The sequence below is a fragment of the Pseudoroseicyclus aestuarii genome, assembly GCF_003217255.1.
GTDB classification, from domain to species: domain Bacteria; phylum Pseudomonadota; class Alphaproteobacteria; order Rhodobacterales; family Rhodobacteraceae; genus Pseudoroseicyclus; species Pseudoroseicyclus aestuarii.
Genome location: NZ_QJTE01000007.1, coordinates 14783 through 36399, shown reverse-complemented (window position 1 = coordinate 36399; position 21617 = coordinate 14783). Strand labels below are relative to the sequence as shown.

Sequence of the window (21617 nt, the reverse complement as noted above, 5' to 3'; positions counted from 1 at the left end):
GCACCGGGTTCGGCGACAACTCATAGGTCGCTTTGCGCAGGAGGTCCATGAGAGGCTTCGCACCGCGGCGAGGCTGGCGCGGTGATGCAGGCTTGCGACAATTCCGCGCTGCCGGCGCGCTTGGTGACCGCCGGTTACGCAAAATTGACGCATTCGCCGCCAAGACTGGTGCAGGATCGCCGCACCGGCCACCGCGCGGGATGCCGCCGCCCGCCGGCGGCGCACCGCGCCGTTGTCTTCGCGGGGGAAGATGCCATTTGCCTATGGCGGGACGGTCCGATACCGCCCCGGCCACATTGCCCGCCGCCCGGAAGAGGGAACGCCGACCATGATGGACTGGGACAAGCTGCGCATCTTTCACGCCGTTGCCGATGCCGGCAGCCTGACCCATGCCGGCGACGTCCTGCACCTGTCGCAATCGGCGGTCAGCCGGCAGATCCGCGCGCTCGAAGAGCAGCTGAACACCACGCTGTTCCACCGTCATGCCCGCGGGCTGATCCTGACCGAGCAGGGCGAGCTGCTGTTCGACGCCACCCGGTCGATGAACAAGCGGCTGGAGGCCGCCGCCGCCCGCATCCGCGATACCGAGGAAGAGGTCTTCGGAGAGCTGAAGATCACCACGCCGATCGGCTTCGGCACGCTCTGGCTGGCCCCGCGGCTGCCCAAGCTCTACGAGAAGTACCCCGACCTGAAGATCGACCTGATCCTCGAGGAAAAGGTGCTGGACCTGCCGATGCGCGAGGCCGATGTCGCGATCCGCATGAAGGAGCCGAGCCAGGCCGACCTCGTGCGCAAGCGGCTGATGAACGTGCGGATGCGCCTTTACGCGACGGCCGATTACCTGAAACAGGCCGGCCCGCTCGACCGGGTCGAGGATTTCGCCACGCATCGCCTGATCTGCCAGAGCCCGTCCTCCGCGCAGGTCACCGCCGGCGCGATGATGGTGCAGCAGCTGATGTCGCACGACATTCCGTCGATGCTGACGGTGAACAACTACTTCGGAGTGCTGCAGGCGGTGCTCAACAACCTCGGCGTCGGGGTGCTGCCGCATTACCTGACCGAGCATTTCCCCGACCTCGTGCGCGTGCTGCCCGAGACGGAATCGAACGAGGTTCCGGTCTTCCTCGCCTATCCCGAGGAGTTGCGGCAGTCGAAGCGCGTCGCCGCCTTCCGCGATTTCGTGCAGGAAGAGGTCTCGGAGCACCGCCGCCGCATCCGCGAATCCGCCCCGGCCTGAGGCGATCCGGCCACAGCCGGAAACTCATGCAGGCACTGCATGGCAGACATGCGCCGACCGGGGCGATCGCCGCTTGATCGTCCTCAATGTGCCTACTACTTCAACAGCATGCAGCGATGAATGCCTCAGGGCGCATCACTTCATACCTCCCTGTTGGACTTGCCGGGCTTTCGGGCCCGGCTTTTTTTTTGCCTGCTGTGCAAAACTGGGGGGACCATGACCATCCAGCGCATCATGATCGTCGGCCAGCCCGGCGCCGGAAAATCCACCCTCGCCCGCGCCCTCGGGGCGCGCACGGGCCTGCCGGTGATCCATATCGACAAGATCCATTACCGCCCCGGCTGGATCGAGAGGCCGCGCCCGGAAAAGACCCTGCTCTGCCAGGAGGTCGAGGCGCAGGAGCGCTGGATCTTCGAAGGCGGACACAGCGCGACATGGCCCAACCGCCTTTCGCGGGCGCAGATGCTGATCTGGGTCGACCTGCCCGTCGGCCTGCGCCTTTGGCGGGTTCTCAAACGGCGCGCCGAATATGCGCGCTCCACCCGCCCGGACCTGCCGGAGAACTGCCCCGAGCGGCTGGACCCGGCCTTCCTGCGCTGGATCTGGGACACCCGCGCCACGCACCGGGCCAAGATGCAGGCACTCTTTGACGAGGCCGAGGGCAAGCCGCGCCACCGCCTGCGCAGCCAGGCGCAGATCGACGCCTTCCTCGCGCAACCGCCCGAGGCGCTTCCCCTCGGGGCGCGCTTGTCCTAACAGGGCGCAACTTCGCAGCCAGGGGGTCTGGGCATGAACGAGCCGGCCATTACCGAGGATCTCATCGCCGCGCACGGGATGAAACCGGACGAATACCAGCGCCTGCTGGAGGTGATCGGCCGCGAGCCCACATTCACCGAGCTTGGCATCTTCTCGGCCATGTGGAACGAGCACTGCTCCTACAAGTCCTCGAAGAAGTGGCTGCGCACCCTGCCCACCAAGGGCCCGCAGGTGATCTGCGGCCCCGGAGAGAACGCGGGCGTCGTCGATATCGGCGAGGGGCTGGCCGTGGTCTTCAAGATGGAGAGCCACAACCACCCCTCCTACATCGAGCCCTATCAGGGCGCTGGCACCGGCATGGGCGGCATCCTGCGCGATGTCTTCACCATGGGGGCGCGGCCCGTCGCGGCGATGAACGCGCTCTCATTCGGGCGGCCCGAACATCCGCGTACCCGCAGCCTCGTGCATGGCGTGGTCGCCGGGATCGGCGGCTACGGCAATGCCTTCGGCGTGCCGACCGTGGGCGGAGAGGTCCGCTTCGACGCGGCCTATGACGGCAACTGCCTGGTCAACGCCTTTGCCGCCGGGATCGCGCGGGCCGATGCCATCTTCTACTCCGCCGCGAGCGGAGTCGGCATGCCGGTGGTCTACCTCGGCGCCAAGACCGGGCGCGACGGCGTCGGCGGCGCCACCATGGCCAGCGCCGAATTCGACGACAGCATCGAGGACAAGCGCCCGACCGTGCAGGTCGGCGATCCCTTCACCGAGAAATGCCTGATGGAGGCCTGCCTCGAGCTGATGGCCTCGGGCGCCGTGATCTCGATCCAGGACATGGGCGCCGCGGGCCTCACCTGCTCGGCCGTCGAGATGGGCGACAAGGGCGATCTCGGCATCAAGCTGGAGCTCGACCGCGTGCCGGTGCGCGAAGAGAACATGACCGCCTACGAGATGATGCTCTCCGAAAGCCAGGAGCGCATGCTCATGGTGCTGCGCCCCGAGAAGGAGACCGAGGCCCGCGCGATCTTCCACAAGTGGGACCTCGACTTCGCCATCGTCGGCGAGACCATCCCCGAGGACCGCTTTCTCGTCACGCTGAACGGCGAGGTGAAGGCCGATCTGCCGCTCAAGGCGCTCTCCGGCACCGCGCCGGAATACGACCGCCCCTGGGTCCCGACGCCGCCGCCCGCGCCGCTGGGCGACCTGCCCGAGATCGACCCGATGGACGGGCTGCGCGCCCTCCTTTCCAGCCCGAACCACGCCCAGAAGTCCTGGGTCTGGGAGCAATACGATCACATGGTCATGGGCGATACCGCCCGCGTCCCCGGCCGCGGTGCAGGCGTGATCCGCGTGCATGACACGACCCGCGGCCTTGCCTTCACCTCGGACGTCACGCCGCGCTACGTCGTGGCCGATCCCGTGCAGGGCGGCCGCCAGGCCGTGGCAGAGGCCTATCGCAACCTCGTCGCCACCGGCGCGCGCCCGCTCGCGACCACCGACAACATGAACTTCGGCAACCCCGAAAAGCCCGAGATCATGGGCCAGTTCGTCGGCGCGATACAGGGCATCGGCGAGGCCTGCATCGCCCTCGACATGCCGATCGTCTCGGGCAACGTCAGCCTCTACAACGAAACCGACGGTCGCGGCATCCTGCCGACCCCCACCATCGGCGCCGTCGGGCTGATCGCGGATCTGGACGACATGATCGCCGGCCCCGCCAGTGACGGCGACCTGCTGCTGCTGCTGGGCGGCACCGGCACGCATCTCGGCCGCTCGGCCCTGCTGGCCGAGGCCCTTGGCCGGGCAGAGGGCGCGCCGCCCCCCGTCGATCTGGCGGCGGAGCGGGCGCATGGCGATTTCGTCCTCGCGCAGAAGGGCCATATCCGCGCCTGCACCGATATCTCGGACGGCGGCCTCGCCCTCGCCGCCTTCGAGCTGGCCGAGGCCGCGGGCTTCGGGGCCACCCTCGCGCCCGAAGGCATCGCCGCCCTCTTCGGCGAGGATCAGGCCCGCTACCTGATCGCCGCGGCCCCCGAGGCCGCCCGCGCCCTCCTGCGCGCCGCCGAGGCCGAGGGGCTGGAGATGGACGAGGTCGGAAGCATCGGCGGCAAGAGTTTCTCCATGGGCGCAGCCAGCGCGCCGATGGAGGATCTCACCACCCTCTGGCGCGGCACCTTCCCCGCCCTCTTCGACTGACTCCCTCTTCTCTTTGCAAATATCCTGGGGGGTGAGGCCCGCCAGGGCCGAGGGGGGGGGCAGCGCCCCCCTCCCTCCGCGCGAGGCCGGCGCGCCCTTGCGGCGCCCCATGCCGGCGCCTACATTCTCCCCTCAAGGAGAAGGGGCCACCATGCCGATGACCGCGCGCGAGATCGAGGATCTCATCAAGGACAGCTTCCCGGAAGCGAAGGTCACCATCACCGACCTCGCCGGCGACGGCAATCACTGGTCGGCCGAGGTGATCGACGAGAGCTTCCGCGGCCAGAACCGCGTGCAGCAGCAGCGCGCCGTCTATGCCGCCCTCAAGGGCAAGATGGACGGCCCCTCCGGCGATCTGCACGCGCTGGCGCTAACCACCAAGGCGCCGGACTGATGGGCCTGCGGACCATCGCGATCCTCGGCGCCGCCTTCGGTTTCGGGGCCGCGCTGGTCGCAAGGACCCAGCCCCGGCGGCACCGCCCGCTCAGCCAGTACCAGCCGGAGGGGCACCGCGACGACTTCGACGCCGACATGCGGCTGGACCGGGGCGACAGCGCCGGAGCGCGGCGCGAAGTGCGCTGGAGCACGATCAAGCCCGGCCTCGGCACCGAGGCTCTGGACCTCGAGGCGATGGCGCGCGTGAACCGCCGCAATGCCCGGCTGCACCAGCTTAACGAGCGCTGGTAGACCAGCCGCCCCCACATGACCCGCCGCCATGGCGCCCCGCAGCGGCGCCCGCGACACCGCAAGGAGAACCACATGACCGAGACCGCTACCCCCGGCACCGATGCGCAACAGACCATCGCCGATCTAGTCGCCGGCAACGACGTCGTCCTCTTCATGAAGGGCACCGGCACGATGCCGCAATGCGGCTTTTCCAGCCGCGTCGCCGGCGTGCTGAACTTCATGGAAGTGACCTTCAAGGACGTGAACGTCCTCGCCGACGAGGGCATCCGCCAGGGCATCAAGGATTATTCCGACTGGCCGACGATCCCGCAGCTTTACGTGAAGGGAGAGTTTGTGGGCGGCTGCGACATCGTCACCGAGATGACCCTCTCGGGCGAGCTCGACCAGCTCTTCGATGCCAAGGGCATCGGCTACGACAAGGAGGCCGCGGGCAAGATCCGCGAGGCCAACCAGCAGTAAGGCCTCTGGCGCGGCGGCCTTAGTCGCCGCGCCGCCTCACTCTTCGATGCAGGTCTCGTAGACCGGGCGCGGCCCGCCCTCGCCCAGCCATGACAGGCTGGCCTCGTCGCCCTTCGTCCACCACTGGTAGGCCGGGCCGCCAGATCCCGCCTCGTACCTGACGCCGGAGGCCGCCCGCCCCTGCTCCAGCAGGACAAGTTTCCCCTCGACCAGCAGCGCGACTCTCTGCGGGTCGCTGTCGTTGATGTAGATAGCCTCCACCTCGGCGCGGCCGTCGCAGAGGTAGCGGGTGCGCAGGACGCTTTCCTGCGCCTGAACCGGCAGACCAATCAGGCACGCCGCGAGGCAGGCGCCGAGGCGCCCTGCCGGTCGCCTCACTCCGCGCCCTGCGCGCGCTCGGCCAGCGCCTCGGCTTCCAGCACCAGCGCCTGCAGATGCTCCAGCGCGGCCTCGGGGATCGCCACCGCATCGTCGGGCAGCCCGATCTCGTTCGCCCGGCTCTCCAACTCGGCGCGGGCGCGGCGGGCCTCGCCCTCGGCTGCCTCGAGCCGGGCGGCGCTATCGGCGAGGGCCGCCTCCACCTGCGTCGCGGCCTCGGCCTGCGCGGCCTCGATCCGGGCCTCGGCCTCCTGCCGCGCCTGCTCGACCGCGTCGTAGGCGGCGCGCTCGGCCTGCTGCACGGCCTGCTGGGCCGCGGCCTCTGCCGCGTCGATCTGCGCCTGCGCCTGGCCCAGCCCGGCCTCGGCGGCCTGCGCCCGCTGCTCGGCCTCCTTTAGGCGGTCATCCGTGCCGGCCATGCGATCGGCCAGCATCAGCCCGGTCATCAGCAGCATCTTGCTTTCGGGCATCCGGCCGACATGCGCGCTCAGCGCGCTCGCTTCCTGATCCAGAACCTGGGCCGCGGCCTGCAGGAAAGGCTCCTCGCCCTCCTGGCAGGCGACCTCGAAGCTGCGCCCACCGATGGTGATCTCGACCTGCGGCATCACTGGCCCTCCTGTTGGTCCGCGCCCGCGATCAGCGGCTCGAGCTGCGCGAGAACGGCGTCGAGTTCGACCTGCGTCGCGGCAGCGCTGCTGCGCAGCCCGTCGAGTTCGGCCTGAAGGGCGCGGTTGATCAGCTCTGGGTCCGAAACCTCGTCCGCCAGCGCAAGGCGCATCCGCTCCGCCAGCTCGCGCAGCTCGGCGTTGGAGCGGCGCAGCCCCTGCAGCTGCGCGTCGAGATCGGCGATCCGCTCCTGCTGCGCCGCATGCCGGGCCTCGGCTTCGGCCACGCGGCCCTCCTGTCCTTCCGACAGCGCCCGCAGCTCCTCGCCCAGCCGCTGGCTGACCTGACGCTCCTGCTCGAGCTCCAGGCGCAGGTTCGCGGCCTCGGCCTCGGCGGCCTCGCGGGCGGCGCTGGAGGCGCCATCCTGCTGCGCGCCCCGCGTCTCCAGCGCGGCGCCGATCCGCCCCAGGGCGGCCGCCATCCGGTCCTGAACTTCCTTGATATCGCTCATTCGTATCCGATCGCCCGGCCCTGCGGCGCCGCTCGGGCGCTGTCGGGTCCTGTTGCCTCTCCCGATTGCACGCGCCCTGCCGGCGCGTCCGAATCGTGCTTTTTCATGGCCAGACTATGCCGCGCGGGCGAAGGGGGCAAACCGCCAGCCGCCTGCCGGATCAAGCGGGTGCGCCGCACTCTTCACCCCCTGCTCGAAGCCCCGAAAGCCGCCGCGAGGGGCGGCAAACAGCCGCCAAAGCCCCTCTTTCGCGGCGATGGCGCGCTTGATCTCGGCCCCGTGCCTGCTAAGACCCGGCACCAAGCCCTTATCACTCAACAAGGACCGCCTCCCGTGAACATCGAAGATCTGCGCAAGGCGCACCCCGAGCACTGGATGAAGGCGGCGGCTCTCCGGTCCCTCGCCCTCGACGCCGTGGCCGCCGCGAAATCCGGGCACACCGGCATGCCGCTCGGCATGGCCGATGTCGCGACCGTTCTGTACGACAAGCACATGCGGTTCGACCCCGCGAACCCCGAGTGGCCCGACCGCGACCGCTTCATCCTCTCGACCGGCCATGGCTCCATGCTGCTCTACGGCCTGCTGTACCTGACCGGGTACAAGGAGATGACGCTCGAGGAGATCAAGAACTTCCGCCAGTGGGACAGCCGCACCGCCGGCCACCCCGAGACCGGCCATACCGAGGCGGTCGAGACGACGACCGGCCCGCTGGGCCAGGGTCTCGCGAACTCGGTCGGCTTCGCCATCGCCGAAGAGATGCTGCGCGCCCGCTTCGGCAGCAAGGTCGTGAACCACCACACCTACGTCATCGCCGGTGACGGCTGCCTGATGGAGGGCATCAGCCACGAGGCGATCGCCCTCGCCGGCAAGCAGAAGCTGGGCCACCTTGTCGTCTTCTTCGACAACAACGGCATTACCATCGACGGCAAGGTCTCGCTTTCGGACATCACCTACCAGACCGCCCGCTTCGAGGCCTCCGGCTGGCACGTGCAGGAAATCGACGGCCACGACCCCGAGGCCATCGACGCCGCGATCACCGCCGCCAAGGCCGATCCGCGCCCCTCGATGATCAACACGCGCACCCACATCGCGCTCGGCACCGCCGTGCAGGATACCGCCAAGGGTCACGGTGTCGTCAGCGACCCCGAGGTCATCGCCGCGACCAAGAAGGCCTACGGCTGGACCGCCCCCGCCTTCGAGATCCCCAAGGACATCAAGGCGCAGTGGGAAGCCATGGGCAGCCGCGGCGCCCAGCAGCGTGCCGAGTGGCAAGACCAGCTCGACGCCCTGTCGGACCGCAAGAAGGCCGAGTTCGAGCGCGTGATGAAGGGCGAGGCGCCCAAGCAGCTTGCCTCCAAGCTCCGTGCCTTCAAGAAGCAGGCCGCCGAAGAGGGCAAGAGCGTCGCGACGCGCAAATCCTCGGAGATGGTGCTCGACGTCATCAACCGCGTGATGCCCGAAACCGCGGGCGGCAGCGCCGACCTGACCGGCTCGAACAACACCAAGGCCGGTGACATCGAGGTTTTCGACCCCGAGAACCGCAAGGGCCGCTACATCTACTACGGCATCCGCGAGCATGGCATGGCCGCGGCGATGAACGGCATGGAGCTGCATGGCGGCGTGCGCCCCTACGGCGGCACCTTCATGTGCTTCACCGATTACGCCCGTCCGGCGATGCGTCTGTCGGCGCTGATGAACGCTCCGGTCGTCTACGTGATGACCCACGACTCCATCGGTCTGGGCGAAGACGGCCCGACCCACCAGCCGGTGGAGCATCTGGCCATGCTGCGCGCGACGCCGAACACCGCGGTGTTCCGCCCCGCCGACACGGTCGAGACCGCCGAGGCCTGGGAACTGGCGCTGACGCACGAGAGCCGGCCCTCGGTCCTCGCGCTGAGCCGGCAGAACCTTGCCCCCGTGCGCACCGAGCACAAGAGCAAGAACCTGACCGCCCAGGGCGCCTATGTCCTGCGCGAGGCCAAGGAAAAGCGGCGCGCGATCCTCATGGCCTCCGGCTCCGAGGTCGAGATCGCGGTGAAGGCCGCCGAGATGCTCGAGGCCGAGGGCATCGGCACCCGCGTCGTCTCCGTCCCCTGCATGGAGCTCTTCTACGAGCAGGACGAGAGCTACCGCCGCCGGGTCCTGCCCGCCGGGCCGGTCCGCGTCGCGATCGAGGCCGGCGTGCGCCAGCCTTGGGATCGCCTGCTTCTGGGCGAGCGCGGCCGCGAGGCGAAATCCGCCTTCGTCGGCATGGACGGCTTCGGCGCCTCCGCGCCCGCCGAGGTGCTTTACGAGAAGTTCGGCATCACCGCCGAGGCGACCGTCGAGAAGGTCAAGGCGATGCTCTGAGGCCCGCCTCATACCGCCGAGACAGGAAGGGGGACGCGCCAGCCGCGTCCCCCTTTTTCGTGTGCGCCCTCAGCCCCGCCGGCCCAGTCGCCATGGCCCCGCCCCGGCCACGGCGAGCGCGCAGCAGCCGCCCGCGATGGCCCAGTTCTTGACGAAGATCGTCATCTGCCAGGGATCCTCGGGTTTGAAGTGGAACCAGCTGGTGAAAGCGCAGTAGACCGCGAGGCTCAGCGCCAGCGGGCGCATCCGCCAGCCCAGCACCAGCGCCACGCCCGCCGCCGCGTCATAGGCCAGCGCCGGCCAGACCAGCGCCTGCGGCAAGCCGCGCTCGGCCAGCAGCGCCATGGCATCGCCCGGCGAGAGCGCCTTTTGCGCCGCCCCGCCCAGCATCAGCGCCGCCAGCGCCAGTCGTGCCAGAAGCAGCAACGCCGCATCTCCGCGCCCGCCGATATCCTGCATCCTTGCCCCCCCTTGGTTCTGACGCCAAGAAGCCTGCCTGCGCCCGCTGCCCCCCGCAAGCGTTGCACAAACCGCAGGACGACATAGATGAACGGGTCCAGTGCAGGAGGATCCAGCATGGCCGGTGGATGGTCGCGCGATGGCGCGGTAGGCGAACAGATCGAAGCCTCGATCAGCGACGAGCTTAAGCGGATGCAGGCGCGCCGCGCCCCCGTGGGCGAAAGCGCGACGCATTGCGCCGAATGCGACGAGCCGATCCCCGAGCGGCGGCGGCAGGCGATCCCGGGCGTGAAGCTGTGCGTCGAGTGTCAGTCCGGGCGCGACAGCCGGCCGCAGGACCGGGGCGGCTTCAACCGCCGCGGCTCGAAAGACAGCCAGCTCAAGTGATGCCGCGCGCGCCGCGGAGCCACGGCGGCGGCGGTTGACCTTTGCCCGGAAATCCGCCTTCTGTGCGCCAAACCCAAGCCTCAATCCCGGAGGGAACGATCATGGCAGTCAAGGTTGCAATCAATGGCTTCGGCCGTATCGGTCGGAACGTGCTGCGCAGCATCATCGAATCCGGCCGCACCGATATCGAGGTCGTCGCGATCAACGACCTCGGCCCGGTCGAGACCAACGCCCACCTCATCCGCTTCGACAGCGTGCACGGCCGCTTCCCCGGCGAGGTGACGACGACCGAGGACACCATCGACGTCGGCCGCGGCCCGATGCGCGTCTCCGCCATGCGCGATCCCGCCGAGCTGCCCTGGTCGGACGTCGATATCGTGATGGAATGCACCGGCATCTTCACCACGCCCGAGAAGGCCGGCCTGCACCTGAAGAACGGCGCCAAGCGTGTGCTGGTCTCGGCCCCGCTCAAGAACCCGACGCAGGGCGAGAAGACCATCGTCTTTGGCGTGAACGAGGATACGCTGACCGCCGCCGACCTGATCGTCTCGAACGCGTCCTGCACCACCAACTGCCTCGCGCCCGTCGCGAAGGTGCTGCACGACGCCGTCGGCATCACCAAGGGCTTCATGACCACGGTGCACAGCTACACCGGCGACCAGCCGACGCTGGACACCCTGCATTCGGACCTCTACCGCGCCCGCGCCGCGGCGCTGTCGATGATCCCGACCTCCACCGGCGCCGCCAAGGCCGTCGGCCTCGTGCTGCCTGAACTGAACGGCAAGCTCGACGGTGTGTCGATCCGCGTGCCCACGCCGAACGTCTCGGTCATCGACCTGACCTTCGAAGCCTCGCGCGACACCACGGTCGAAGAGATCAACAACGCCATTAAGGCCGCCGCCGAGGGCCCGATGAAGGGCGTTCTGGCCTTTACCGAGCAGCCGCTGGTCAGCAGCGACTTCAACCACGATCCCCACAGCTCGACCTTCGCGCTGGACGGCACCAAGGTGCTCGAGGGGAACATGGTCCGCGTGATGTCCTGGTACGACAACGAGTGGGGCTTCTCGAACCGGATGGTCGATACCGCCGTCGCCATGGGCAAGCTGATCTGATCCGCCGCGCCCCGCGCGGGGCGCGATCGTGATCTGCCTTACCAAGGGGCACGCCGCATCGCGGCGTGCCCCTTTTCCTTGCTGAACCTGCTCGTTCGCATTGCGCGCAGGACATGGCGGACCCGCGAAACGGGAAATTGTGCTGCGGCGCAGCATGGCCATATTGGAAGGCGTGGAGGCACGAACCAAGGCCAAGGAGATCAAGATGACCTACCTGACGACCATCCGCGCCGCCGTTTCCCGCCGCGCCGCGTATAACCGCACCCGCCGCGAGCTGCGCGCCATGCCGCGCCAGACCGCTTGGGACCTGGGGCTGATGCCCGAGGATGCCAACCGCATCGCCCGCAGCGCCGTCTACGGCTGACGCGGGCCCCCAACAGGTGCCGTAACGATTGCAGGCCGCCCCGCGGGGCGGCTTTTGCCTGTCCTCCCGGCACAGTTGACGCAGGCCGTCCCAGACCGTAATCGCTGCCCATGCGCGACTGGCGATCACAAGGTGGGCCACCACCGGGAAGCGCATGCGAAACGAGCCGCGCGCCTGGGCCCCCGGGAAAGACCCCGGGATCATCCACGATGACCGAGGCCCCGCCATGTCCATGACCCAAGCTACTCCCGCCACCGGCACCCTGGCCCGCCCGATCGACGGCCGCGCCCGGTCCGAGGCCTGGTCACAGCGCATCATGGAGGCCCTCCCCGCCTTCGAGGCGCAGAGTGGGCGTTGCCCCGGCCTTGCCGCCGTGCTGGTCGGCGACGATCCGGCGAGCGAGGTCTACGTCGGCGCCAAGCTGCGGATGACCGAGAAGATGGGCCTGCACAGCCTGCGCCACGTCCTGCCGCAGGACGCCACGCAGGAGGGGCTTATGGCGCTGATCGCGGATCTGAACGCCGATCCCACGATCGACGGCATCCTGCTGCAACTGCCGCTGCCGGCGCATCTGGATGCCGGGCCGGTGCTGCGGGCCATCGATCCGGCCAAGGACGTCGACGGTCTGCACCCGCTGAACGCCGGCCTTCTGGCCGCCGGAGAGCCGGCGCTGATCTCCTGCACGCCGCTCGGCTGCCTGATGCTGCTCAAGGACACTCTGGGCGATCTTTCCGGGCGCGATGCGATCATGATCGGCACCTCGGTCATGGTGGGCAAGCCGATGGTCCAGCTTCTGCTGGCCGAAGGCGCGACCGTCACCGCCGCGCACAAGTTCACTCGGGATCTGCCGGAAAAGGTCCGCGCCGCCGAGATCGTGATCGTCGCCACCGGGCGCGCCGGCCTCGTGCGCGGGGACTGGCTGCGCCCCGGTGCCACGGTGATCGACATCGGCATGACCCGCACGCAGGTGGAGGGCAAGACGCGCCTTCTGGGCGATGTCGCCTACGACGAGGCGGTGGAGGTCGCGGGCGCGATCACCCCCGTCCCCGGCGGCGTCGGGCCGATGACGATCATGGCGCTGATGCACAACACCGTGCTGGCCGCCTACCGGCGCGAGGGGATGACTCCGCCCGCGATGGGCTGACCCCCGCGCCGCCTAGCCGTCGCAGCGCGCGCGCAGCGCGGTGTTGACGGCCGGGGGCACGAACTTGGTCACATCGCCGCCCAGCCGCGCGATCTCCTTGACCAGCCGCGAGGCGATGGCCTGATGCCGCGCCTCGGCCATCAGGAAGACCGTCTCGATGCTGGAATCGAGCGCACGGTTCATGCCGACCATCTGGAATTCGTATTCGAAGTCGGCGACCGCGCGCAGGCCGCGGATGATGATCTGCGCACCCACGTCGCGGGCGCAGTCGATCAGCAGGTTCTCGAAGGGGTGGACGACGATCTCGCAGCCCTTCGCGGCGCCGATAGGGCCGGCCTCGGCCTGCACCATGGCGACCCGCTCGGCCAGCGTGAACATCGGGCCCTTGCCCTCGTTGATCGCCACACCGATCACCAGCCGGTCGACCATGGTGCAGGCGCGGGCGATGATGTCGGTATGCCCCAGCGTGACGGGGTCGAATGTGCCGGGGTACAGGCCGGTGCGCATGGGACGCCTCGTTCACGGTTTCGCGCGCAGGCAACCCCAAGCGGCGCCGGGATGCAAGGCGTAAGCCCCGCGGAACGGCAAGCGGGCGGCCCCTGAAGAAGGCCGCCCGGCGCTGGTGCGCCTGCCGCCGCGCAGGGCGGCGGGGCTGGCGTCAGGCCGCGCGCTTGCGCCGGCGCAGGCCCGCGACGCCCAGACCGCCGAGCGCGGCGGCCAGAAGGCCGATGCCCGCCGGCAGCGGCACCGGCGCAGGCGTGCCGCCACCGTAGAGCGTGATATGGCTGATGCCCGTGGCATTGCCGCTGTTGCTGTTGCTGAAGGGGCTGGAATAGGTCCCCGAGAGGGTGCCATCGGCCAGCTCGTAGGCGACGAAGTCGTTCGGCGAGATCGGCTTGCCGTTGCCGCCCTTCAGCACCAGCACGAGGGTCTCGTAGGTGTCGTAGAGCGACGACATGATCGAGAAGCTGCCGCTCGTGACGGAGCCCGAGACGCTCAGGCCCGAGCCCTCGTCCATGCCGCCGAATTCGGCCTTGGCAATCTGGCTGTAGCTGTCGACGCCGAAGAAGCCGTCCAGCAGGTCGGCCTTGTCGTTGTTCTCGGAGCCCACCATGCACCCCTCGTTCGGGGAGACGGCGCCGCTATAGGCGCAGGTGGCGGCGCTGGCGGTGCTGGCGAAGGCCCCGATGGTCAGGGCGGCGGCCAGGAAAACGGCTGGCTTGGTCATATGATACTCTCCCATTCTGCCGCGAGACGCGGCAGGACAAACTCGTTACGCCGCCTGTCGCGGCCCTGTCGTGGACCGCGGGACCCATGGGTTCCGTCACCCGGCGCGTCTTGTTGGTGATGAGGATTTGTTAGACAGCGCGTGCCCTAGCGGCAAGCAACGCCTTCATTTCGCCTCAATTTTGCTACCCTACGGAAAGTCGTATTTTCAATCCGACAATCCTGACGGGAAACGGCGACCGATCCTGTCCGTGAAGGGGCCAACGGCCGGCCCGAGGGACTGCCTCTGATTCGCCGCGCGCCGCCTCAGCGCAGTGCCAGGCCCGGATCCCGGGCGGCCTGCTGGCGCTGCGCGGCATGGCGGGCGAAGCGCAGGGTCATCGCCTTGCGCCGTGCCGCGGCCAGCTTCGTCTCGGGGCCGAGCGCCACGATCTCGGCGTCGAAGTCATCGGCCAGGATCAGCCCCGTCCCCTCGGGCAGGAGATCGGTCGGGAAATCGGCGTCCACAGCCCAGAAGAACCTGTCGCACCACTCAAGGTAGCCCTGCCACTTGCGGTCCGAGGTGAAGTCGGCGCGGCTCGACTTGCATTCGATCACCCAGATCTCGCCCTTCGGCCCCAGCGCCATGACGTCGACGCGCAGCCCCGGCGCGGGCACCAACTCCTCGACCGTCACGAAGTCGAGCGAGAGGAGGTGCCGGCAGACCCCGCGGGCAAGGCGCTGGCCGGGACGCGGCAGGGCGCTCTGCGCCTCCAGGCGGGGCGGCGCCGCTTCGTCCCAATCCGCTGCATCTCCGGTCATGGCCGAAAGATGAACATTAGGGGAACAGGCGTCAAGCCCGCCTCACGTGGCGTCGCCGCCCTGCCCCGGTGCCGCGAACCCTTGCGCAGAGGGCCGCCGCACCCTACCTCGGTCGGTGGCGGGTTCTGCGCTTCGCGTGTCACGGGTCAATTCCAGTGGCCTTAAGCAACTCCGAGGGAGCTGGCTCTGTCCGGGCCCTGGTCCGGTTATCTGGCGCCCACCTGTATATACAGGTCCTCGGGAATGGTACCCTACGGTCGCCGTGGTTCCCGCCACATGGCTCTTGCGGTCAGGTCTTCGCCACGGCGATGAAGGCCGCGCCGCTGGAGATCAGGTTGATCCCGAAGAGCAGCCCCAGCGTGTAGAGCGCGCTGTCCGGCAGCCCCAGCAGCACCATGGCGCCGATTACCAGCGCGCAGAGGCCCGAGAAGATCAGCCAGGGCCAGGAGCGCCCCGGCCGGTGGCGCAGGCCCATCACGAGCTCAAGCGCCCCCTGCAGCAGGATCAGCGCGCCCATCAGCAGGGTCAGCGCCAGAAGCCCGGCCAGCGGGAAGAAGGCGAGGTAGACGCCCGCGACGACCTGCAGGATCGCCGAGACGCCCGCCCAGAGCGCCGAGGACCAGTCCCGCGCCTGGAAGGCGGTCCAGAGCGTCATCGCCCCGGCCACCAGCAGGAACCAGCCAATCATCGCCTTGATCGCGATGGTCGCGACGAGCGGGAAGAGAATCGCGAGGAACCCGAGCGAGAGGAGGACGACCCCCAGAAGCGTCAGACGCCCCTCGCGGTCGCGCATCCGCTCGAGGACCGCGTCCTCGTCGCCCTGCTCTGCGCCGTCTTCGGACCAGCGGTCCCGCATCTCTCGTCTCCGTCCTGTTCTCGGGCGAACCTAGCCACAGCCACCTCGCGGCGCCAAGGGGGCACCCTCAGAAGGCTTCGGGCCGTGCCTCGCGCGCCATGTGGTCGAGAACCGCGTTCACGAAGCGCGGCTCCTTTCCGTCAGGGAAGAAGGCCTTGGCCACATCGACGAACTCCGTGATCACCACCCGCGGCGGCGTCTCCCCGGTGACGAACTCGGCCCCGGCGGCGCGGAACAGCGCGCGCAGGGTCGGGTCGATCCGGGCGATCGGCCATTTCGCCACCAGCGCGCGGTGGGTCATCTGGTCGATCCGGGCCTGGTTGTTCAGCGCCTCGCGCGTCAGGGCGCGGAAGGTGTCGACGTCGCCCTCTTCCCATTCGAAGCCCTCGTCGTCGGTCGCGCCGAAGCGATGCGTCTCGAACTCGAGGATGACGGCATCGACGCTTTGCGAGGCAGCTTCCATCTGGAACAGGGCCTGCACGGCATAGAGCCGCGCGGCCGAACGCATCCGGCGTTTCTGGTTGCCCGACGGGGTCATGCGCCGTCTCCGCCAAGGCGGCCTGCGGTGAAGCCGAGGCCCTTCTCAGTCTTGCCCCAACGGCGCGCCGTGGCGATCAGGTGCAGGGCCGCTGCGGCAGCGCCGGCGCCCTTGTCCTGATCCTTGGCCCGCACCTCGGCCTGCTCGTAGGTATCGACGGTCAGAATGCCGTTGCCGATCGCCAGCCCCTGCAGCGTCAGCACCGAGAGCGCGCGGGCGCTTTCGCCGGCGACGATCTCGAAGTGGTAGGTCTCGCCCCGGATCACGCAGCCCAGCGCGACGTATCCGTCGAATTCGCCCAGGCGCGCGGCCGTGGCGATGGCGCCCGGCAGCTCCAGCGCGCCGGGCAACTCCGCGGTCTCGTGGGTGCCGCCCGCGGCCTCGATCTCGGCGCGGGCGCCGGCCAGCAGCGCCTCCGCGATGTCCTTGTAATAGGGCGAGACGGCGATCAGCAGGTGCGGCGGCTTGTCGAAGCTGGGGCGCTCGAGCGCGTGAAGGGTCTGTCCGGCCATCAGGCCTCCGTGTCGATGCGGCGGGTGCCGGTGATCTCGAGGCCATAGGCCTCGAGCCCGACGACGCGCGGTTGCGGCGAATTGGTCAGAAGCTCGATCCGGGTCAGACCGAGCGAGGAGAGGATCTGCGCGCCAAGGCCGTAGTGCCGCAGCGTCTGCGGCGAGGCCTCTTCGCCCAGGTCGAGGCGCATGTGCAGGTCGCGCAGCAGCACGACGACGCCGCGCCCCTCTTCGGCGATCCGCTCCATCGCGGCGCCGAACTCGCCCGCGCGGTCCGCGCCGCAGACGCCCGCGACATCGCGCAGCGGATCGAGCGCATGCATCCGCACCAGCACCGGCGCCTCGCCGCCCAGATCGCCCTTGGACATGACGATATGCTCGGCGCCCTGCGTCTCGTCGGCATAGACGCGCAGCGTCCAGGCGCCGCCATGCACGCTCTGCACCTCGCGCGTTTCGCGTTCGCGCACGAGGTTGTCGTGGCGGCGGCGGTAGGCGATCAGGTCGCTGATCGTGCCGACCTTCAGCCCGTGATGCTGCGCCATGGCGATGAGCTCGGGCATCCGCGCCATCGAGCCGTCCTCGTTCATGATCTCGCAGATCACGCCCGAGGGGTTGAGACCGGCGAGACGCGAGATGTCGGTCGCCGCCTCGGTATGGCCGGCGCGGACCAGCACGCCGCCCTCGCGCGCGCGCAGCGGGAAGACATGGCCGGGCGTCGCGATATCGGCAGAGGTCGCGGCCCCGTCGATCGCCACGGCGACGGTGCGGGCGCGGTCATGCGCCGAGATGCCGGTCGAGACGCCCTCGCGCGCCTCGATCGAGATGGTGAAGTTCGTCTCGTGCCGGCTGGAGTTATGCGAGGCCATGAGCGGCAGGCCCAGCTTGTCGACCCGGTCGGCAGTCAGCGTCAGGCAGATCAGCCCGCGCCCGTGGCGCGCCATGAAGTTGATCGCCTCGGGCGTGGCCATCTGCGCCGGGATCACCAGATCGCCCTCGTTCTCGCGGTCCTCGTGGTCCACCAGAACGAACATGCGGCCGTTGCGAGCGTCCTCGATGATCTCCTCGATCGGGCTGATCGCATCGGCCCAGTCGCGGAGGTCCGAGCCTTCGGTATCGGAAGAAAGGGTCACGGGTGGCTCCTTGCGGCGCGGAGGGTCGGATCGGGCGGGCTGGACATGGCCGGGGCCATGCGGTTCTCTTCGGGGGGCAGATAGCCAGTCGGGCCCCGGAAGCAAAGGGGGTGCGGGCCATGCGCCGCGGCGTTTCGACCCGGCCTCGCCCTCACCGCCCGCGCCCAGGAGAGCCGATGCCACGCCCGACCGCCACGCCAGCCCCGACAGACCGCATCATCCTCGGCATCGCGCTCGTTGTCGCCTTCTGCATCCTGATCCCGATCGGCGACGGCCTGGCCAAGCTTCTGGGGGCCAGCCTGCCGCTGGTGGTGCTGCTGCTCGCGCGCTTTGCCGTGCAGGCGCTGCTATTGCTGCCGCTGGCGCTGCGGCGGGGCGGCATCCGCCCGCCGCCGGGCCTTGGCTGGATCACCCTGTGCCGCGCGCTGCTGCACCTCGCCGGCATGGCGCTGATGTTCATCGCCCTGCGCTACCTGCCGCTGGCCGATGCGGTGGCGATCAGCTTCGTCCTGCCCTTCCTCGTGCTGCTGCTGGGCTGGCTGCTGCTGGGCGAGGAGGTCGGGCCGCACCGGCTTGTCGCCTGCATCCTCGGCTTCGTCGGCGTGATGATGGTGATCCGCCCGAACTTCGCCCAGGTCGGGGCGCCGGCGCTGCTGCCGCTGGGGGTGGCGGGAGTCTTCGCCGCCTACATGCTGCTGACCCGCCGCATGGGCCAGGCGATGGACCCCATCGCGCTGCAGGCGCTGAACGGCATTCAGGTCACGCTGCTGCTGATCCCGGTGCTCCTGCTGCTGCGGCCCGAGATGCCGCAGGTTCCGGCCGTGGACTGGGCGCTGCTGGTCTTCATGGGGGCGAATGGCGCGCTGGCGCATCTGGCGATGACCTGGGCGCTGCGGCTGGCGCCGACCGCCACCCTCGCGCCGATGCAGTACCTCGAGATTCCCTTCGGCACGGCGGTCGGCTGGCTGATGTTCCGCGACCTGCCCGACGGGCTGGCGCTGGCCGGCATCTGCATCACCGTGCTCGCCGGCCTCTGGATCATTGCGCGCGAGCGGGCCATCGCGGCGCGGCAGCAAGAGCCGGCAGAACCCGCTCCAGCAGCGACTCCGGCAGCATGACCAGCATCGAGGGGCCAGTGGGTGCCAGCCGCACCGGCCCCGTGACGGCGTTGGAGGTGCCGACCTGCCCGTCGGGCGCGAAGGTCAGCCCCGCTGTCGGCCAGCGCAGGCCGCTGCTCTCGCACCCAACTGGCGCCAGCGGGTAAAGCGACAGCGGCGTACCCTCGGGCAGGTCCAGCGCGATCTGCGGCGGGCAGAGGAAGACGAGGCTCTCGGCCCCCAGCAGCAGGCAGGCCCGATGCGCATGGCGCGCCAGCACCGTCAGCGCCGCAAGCTCGTGGTCGAGCCGTCCGCCAAGGAACCCCAGCCCCAGGACGAGCGGCGCCGCCACACTGCGCAGCGCCTTGTCGAAATCGGTCGTCTCCTGCTCGGGGATGTGATGCAGCAGCCCCTCGAAGGCCGCGCGCTCCGCCGCGCCGAGGCTGTCCATGTCGCCGATCACGGCGAGCGGGCGCAGGTCCGCCTGCCGCAGCGGCGCCGCGCCGCCATCGGCCGCCGCCAGCGCGGGGGCCAGCCGCAAAGACCGGTGTAGCGCAGCCGGGTCCACCGGACCGCCGCCGACGAGCGTTACATATTTAGACGTTTGCACAATGGCCATGTGGCGTCCCGATCATGTATCATCAATTATCTAATGACATCTTCCCGCCGCAGAATGACCGTCGGACAGTCCCCTCGGGGAACGTCTTTACCGTTCATCACCCGGCTGACAGGGCATAGGGACCGAGAGGGAGGGGCTTGTAAATGGTAGCGGGTAGCAAGATTCTGACGGTGTCCTACGGGACCTTTTCTTGCACGCTCGAGGGGTTTGACGATTCGTTCGAGACGATGAAGGCGATCGCGGAGTATCTGCGCGACCTCGCCGCCGACGACCGGTACTTCGGCGCGGAACCGCCGACACCGGACGCCGAGATGCTGGCCCGTATCGCGGAGCGCGAGGTTGGCCGCCGGGTCGAGGCGCATGCCTCGGGCGGCGGCGTATCGCTGCGCGCCGGGCCGCGCGACGGCCAGGACGCGACCTCCAGCGGGCCGGGTGATGCACCCGGCGACGGCGCGCGCGCCGAAACGCGCGCCCCCGGCAACGCCCCTCTCATGCCGCCGGCGCCGCGCGTGCCGCAGGAGGCCGCGAGCCGGACCTCCGCGCTCTCGGCGCAGGGGCCGATGCCGCAGGTGCGCGAAGCCGGGCCCCGGCGCCTAGAGACGGCCCGCCCCGCGGCGCCCGCCAGCATCGCCGCCAAGCTTCAGCGCATCCGCGCGGTGGTCGGCCGCCAGGCCGCCCATCCGCAGGACAGCGGCCTCGCGGATTACGACGGAGAAGAGACGGAAGCCGATCTTCTCTCCGCCCCTCCCCCCGCGTCTCCGGCGCCTTCGATCGAAGACGCAGCGGAACCTACGGCGGCGAGGGATGAGGTGCCCGAAGAGCCCGCGACCCCGGGCGTGACCATCTACGCCCCCGAGCCCGCCCGCGCGGCGACCCGTGATAGCCGCATCGTCCGCATGAGCCGCGCGGAATTCGAGCGAGCCCTGTCCGAAGGCCGCGAGCGCGGCGCGCAGGACGATCCCGCGCCGAGCGCACTGCCGGATGATGACGAGGAAGACCGCGTTGACAACCATGACGCGAGTGATATTTTCAGAACGACAAAGGAGGAGGAATCCTCTATCCTGACGGCAGAGGAGGAGGCCGCGCTCCGGCTCGAGCTCGAGCAGCTCGAAAACCCGCGCGGACCCCATGAAGAGGCTCGTTCCACGAGGTCCGATCCGGCGCAGCGCCGGAGCGATAAGGCCGGGTCCGCCGGGACCCAGGGTGGCGATGACGCTGCCGGGGCCGAGACGCGGACCGACGTCGAGCGGCCCCTTCAGCAAGGAGACGCGGCTGAGATGGCACAGGACAAACAGGGCGAAGAGACGGATCGCGCGCCCGGTCGCCTGCAGCGGCATACGCTGAACACGGACGAGGATTCCGTCTCGCGGTTGATGTCCGACGCAGAGGCGCATTTCAAGGACGTAGGCTCGAGCCGGCGCCGTCAGTCCATTACCCAGCTCAGGGCCGCCCTCGCCGCGACCGAGGCGGCGCATCGCATGGGTGAGCCGCGGCATGCCGCGGGGGGCAGCGACGACAGCGCCTTCCGCGACGACCTGAACGAGGCCGTCTCCTCTCGCCGCGGGGTAGAGCAGGACGAGGACGAGCCGGCGCAGGGCCGGTCGCAGCGACGCCCGCTCCGCTCCGCGCCGCTGCGGCTTGTCGCCTCCCAGCGCATCGACAGGACCGCGGGCCAAGGCGATGCGACCCGGGACGCAGAGCCCCCGGCCCGCCCCCGCCGCATCAGCCTTGCCCCCGCGCGCCCGAAGGACACGGAGGCCGCTGGCACCCCGGAGCCGGTGGATGCCCCGCGCGGCGAGGCCGAAGACACCGCAGCGGACGCCAAAGTTCGCCAGCCCGAGCAGCGGCAGCAGCCGACGCCGCGCGGGCCCGCCCAGGCCAGGGCCGGCGGATCCGAAGGGGCAAGCACCGAGTTTGCCGCCTTTGCAAAGCGCATGGGCGCCTCGGAACTGCCAGAGCTTCTGGAAGCGGCGGCAGCCTATACGCATTTCGTGCGCGGCATGGAGGATTTCTCTCGCATGCAGCTGATGGAACTCGTGGCCACGGCCCATGACGGCGAGATCAGCCGCGAGGACGGGCTGCGCAGCTTTGGCCGGCTGCTGCGGCACGGCACGCTGACCAAGGTGCGCGGCGGCCGCTTCACCGTCATCCGGGGCACGCGCTTCAACCCGGCGCGGCGGGCAAGCTGACAGGCC

General features: G+C 69.6%; 25 protein-coding genes, 1 other RNA gene and 1 riboswitch. Of the genes, 14 read left to right on the top strand and 12 right to left on the bottom strand.

Translation table 11 applies throughout. The features are described 5' to 3' along the window. The first annotated feature begins 331 nt into the window (after positions 1–331). From DFP88_RS14785 to grxD, 6 genes are all read left to right on the top strand, one after another. Positions 332–1237 carry a LysR family transcriptional regulator gene (locus DFP88_RS14785; protein ID WP_110815545.1) on the top strand — a complete coding sequence of 302 codons (906 nt, stop codon included), beginning with the start codon at positions 332–334 and terminating at the stop codon, positions 1235–1237. Between the two features lie 216 nt (positions 1238–1453). Next, the gene (locus DFP88_RS14780) at positions 1454–1993 is read left to right on the top strand and encodes a P-loop NTPase family protein (RefSeq protein ID WP_245904835.1); all 540 of its coding nucleotides are present in this window, start codon (positions 1454–1456) and stop codon (positions 1991–1993) included. 33 nt (positions 1994–2026) lie between these two features. After that, on the top strand, positions 2027–4186 hold the full coding sequence (gene purL, locus DFP88_RS14775) for a phosphoribosylformylglycinamidine synthase subunit PurL (RefSeq protein ID WP_110815477.1): 2160 nt from the start codon (positions 2027–2029) through the stop codon (positions 4184–4186). 151 nt (positions 4187–4337) lie between these two features. Beyond that, positions 4338–4580, top strand: coding sequence for a BolA/IbaG family iron-sulfur metabolism protein (locus DFP88_RS14770; RefSeq protein ID WP_110815476.1), 243 nt, complete (start codon positions 4338–4340; stop codon positions 4578–4580). Next, a complete protein-coding gene (locus DFP88_RS14765) occupies positions 4580–4873 on the top strand; it encodes a hypothetical protein (protein WP_110815475.1) in 294 nt (97 codons plus the stop codon). The genes DFP88_RS14770 and DFP88_RS14765 overlap by 1 nt, the downstream gene beginning before the upstream one ends. Before the next feature lie 72 nt (positions 4874–4945). Next, positions 4946–5332, top strand: coding sequence for a Grx4 family monothiol glutaredoxin (grxD, locus tag DFP88_RS14760; protein ID WP_110815474.1), 387 nt, complete (start codon positions 4946–4948; stop codon positions 5330–5332). A gap of 36 nt (positions 5333–5368) precedes the next feature. On the opposite strand, the gene DFP88_RS14755 is transcribed toward grxD, so the two are convergent. The 3 genes from DFP88_RS14755 to DFP88_RS14745 are packed head-to-tail and all read right to left on the bottom strand — an operon-like array spanning position 5369 to position 6827. Next, on the bottom strand, positions 5369–5710 hold the full coding sequence (locus tag DFP88_RS14755) for an MliC family protein (protein ID WP_110815473.1): 342 nt from the start codon (positions 5708–5710) through the stop codon (positions 5369–5371). Next, the gene (locus DFP88_RS17505; protein ID WP_110815472.1) at positions 5707–6315 is read right to left on the bottom strand and encodes a cell division protein ZapA; all 609 of its coding nucleotides are present in this window, start codon (positions 6313–6315) and stop codon (positions 5707–5709) included. The genes DFP88_RS14755 and DFP88_RS17505 overlap by 4 nt, the downstream gene beginning before the upstream one ends. After that, positions 6315–6827, bottom strand: coding sequence for a hypothetical protein (locus DFP88_RS14745; RefSeq protein ID WP_146227521.1), 513 nt, complete (start codon positions 6825–6827; stop codon positions 6315–6317). The genes DFP88_RS17505 and DFP88_RS14745 overlap by 1 nt, the downstream gene beginning before the upstream one ends. 333 nt (positions 6828–7160) lie before the next feature. Between DFP88_RS14745 and tkt the strand changes: the two genes are divergently transcribed. Beyond that, on the top strand, positions 7161–9176 hold the full coding sequence (gene tkt, locus DFP88_RS14740; RefSeq protein WP_110815470.1) for a transketolase: 2016 nt from the start codon (positions 7161–7163) through the stop codon (positions 9174–9176). A gap of 69 nt (positions 9177–9245) precedes the next feature. Here tkt and DFP88_RS14735 read toward each other — a convergent pair whose 3' ends face one another. Continuing rightward, entirely contained in the window at positions 9246–9635 is a 390-nt protein-coding gene (locus DFP88_RS14735) for a DoxX family protein (RefSeq protein WP_110815469.1), read from the bottom strand. A 117-nt stretch (positions 9636–9752) separates the two neighbouring features. Here DFP88_RS14735 and DFP88_RS14730 point away from each other — a divergent pair, with 117 nt between their 5' ends. From DFP88_RS14730 to folD, 4 genes are all read left to right on the top strand, one after another. Further along, positions 9753–10022 (top strand): DksA/TraR family C4-type zinc finger protein, encoded by a 270-nt coding sequence (locus DFP88_RS14730; RefSeq protein ID WP_110815468.1) that lies wholly within the window; start codon positions 9753–9755, stop codon positions 10020–10022. 101 nt (positions 10023–10123) lie between these two features. Then, on the top strand, positions 10124–11134 hold the full coding sequence (gene gap / locus DFP88_RS14725; protein WP_110815467.1) for a type I glyceraldehyde-3-phosphate dehydrogenase: 1011 nt from the start codon (positions 10124–10126) through the stop codon (positions 11132–11134). A gap of 205 nt (positions 11135–11339) precedes the next feature. Further along, positions 11340–11498, top strand: a complete 159-nt coding sequence (locus tag DFP88_RS17110; RefSeq protein ID WP_181418671.1) for a hypothetical protein — start codon at positions 11340–11342, stop codon at positions 11496–11498. A gap of 104 nt (positions 11499–11602) precedes the next feature. After that, positions 11603–11685, top strand: a riboswitch (ZMP/ZTP riboswitch). Between the two features lie 39 nt (positions 11686–11724). Then, positions 11725–12642 carry a bifunctional methylenetetrahydrofolate dehydrogenase/methenyltetrahydrofolate cyclohydrolase FolD gene (gene folD, locus DFP88_RS14720; RefSeq protein ID WP_245904834.1) on the top strand — a complete coding sequence of 306 codons (918 nt, stop codon included), beginning with the start codon at positions 11725–11727 and terminating at the stop codon, positions 12640–12642. Positions 12643–12654: 12 nt separating this feature from the next. Here folD and coaD read toward each other — a convergent pair whose 3' ends face one another. The 3 genes from coaD to DFP88_RS14705 form a co-directional block, all read right to left on the bottom strand. Next, on the bottom strand, positions 12655–13149 hold the full coding sequence (gene coaD, locus DFP88_RS14715; RefSeq protein WP_110815466.1) for a pantetheine-phosphate adenylyltransferase: 495 nt from the start codon (positions 13147–13149) through the stop codon (positions 12655–12657). Between the two features lie 151 nt (positions 13150–13300). Further along, positions 13301–13870, bottom strand: a complete 570-nt coding sequence (locus DFP88_RS14710; RefSeq protein WP_110815465.1) for a hypothetical protein — start codon at positions 13868–13870, stop codon at positions 13301–13303. A 305-nt stretch (positions 13871–14175) separates the two neighbouring features. After that, entirely contained in the window at positions 14176–14670 is a 495-nt protein-coding gene (locus DFP88_RS14705) for an MmcB family DNA repair protein (protein WP_110815464.1), read from the bottom strand. 119 nt (positions 14671–14789) lie between these two features. Here DFP88_RS14705 and ssrS point away from each other — a divergent pair. Then, positions 14790–14943: non-coding RNA, 6S RNA (gene ssrS, locus DFP88_RS17560), on the top strand. Positions 14944–14959: 16 nt separating this feature from the next. On the opposite strand, the gene DFP88_RS14700 is transcribed toward ssrS, so the two are convergent. From DFP88_RS14700 to ribB, 4 genes are all read right to left on the bottom strand, one after another. After that, complete coding sequence (locus DFP88_RS14700) at positions 14960–15526, bottom strand: HdeD family acid-resistance protein (protein ID WP_245904833.1); 567 nt, start codon at positions 15524–15526, stop codon at positions 14960–14962. Positions 15527–15593: 67 nt separating this feature from the next. After that, a complete protein-coding gene (gene nusB, locus DFP88_RS14695; RefSeq protein WP_110815463.1) occupies positions 15594–16064 on the bottom strand; it encodes a transcription antitermination factor NusB in 471 nt (156 codons plus the stop codon). Next, positions 16061–16576, bottom strand: a complete 516-nt coding sequence (locus DFP88_RS14690; protein ID WP_110815462.1) for a 6,7-dimethyl-8-ribityllumazine synthase — start codon at positions 16574–16576, stop codon at positions 16061–16063. Before DFP88_RS14690 ends, nusB begins: the two co-directional genes overlap by 4 nt. Beyond that, on the bottom strand, positions 16576–17706 hold the full coding sequence (gene ribB / locus DFP88_RS14685) for a 3,4-dihydroxy-2-butanone-4-phosphate synthase (protein ID WP_110815461.1): 1131 nt from the start codon (positions 17704–17706) through the stop codon (positions 16576–16578). The genes DFP88_RS14690 and ribB overlap by 1 nt, the downstream gene beginning before the upstream one ends. A 176-nt stretch (positions 17707–17882) precedes the next feature. Here ribB and DFP88_RS14680 point away from each other — a divergent pair, with 176 nt between their 5' ends. Continuing rightward, a complete protein-coding gene (locus DFP88_RS14680) occupies positions 17883–18824 on the top strand; it encodes a DMT family transporter (RefSeq protein ID WP_110815460.1) in 942 nt (313 codons plus the stop codon). Here DFP88_RS14680 and DFP88_RS14675 read toward each other — a convergent pair. Beyond that, positions 18745–19422: a thiamine diphosphokinase gene (locus DFP88_RS14675; protein WP_110815459.1), complete on the bottom strand. Its 678-nt coding sequence runs from the start codon at positions 19420–19422 to the stop codon at positions 18745–18747. The genes DFP88_RS14680 and DFP88_RS14675 overlap by 80 nt on opposite strands. Before the next feature lie 170 nt (positions 19423–19592). On the opposite strand from DFP88_RS14675, the gene DFP88_RS14670 reads away from it, so the two are divergent. Continuing rightward, complete coding sequence (locus tag DFP88_RS14670) at positions 19593–21611, top strand: hypothetical protein (RefSeq protein WP_110815458.1); 2019 nt, start codon at positions 19593–19595, stop codon at positions 21609–21611. Positions 21612–21617 lie beyond the last annotated feature (6 nt).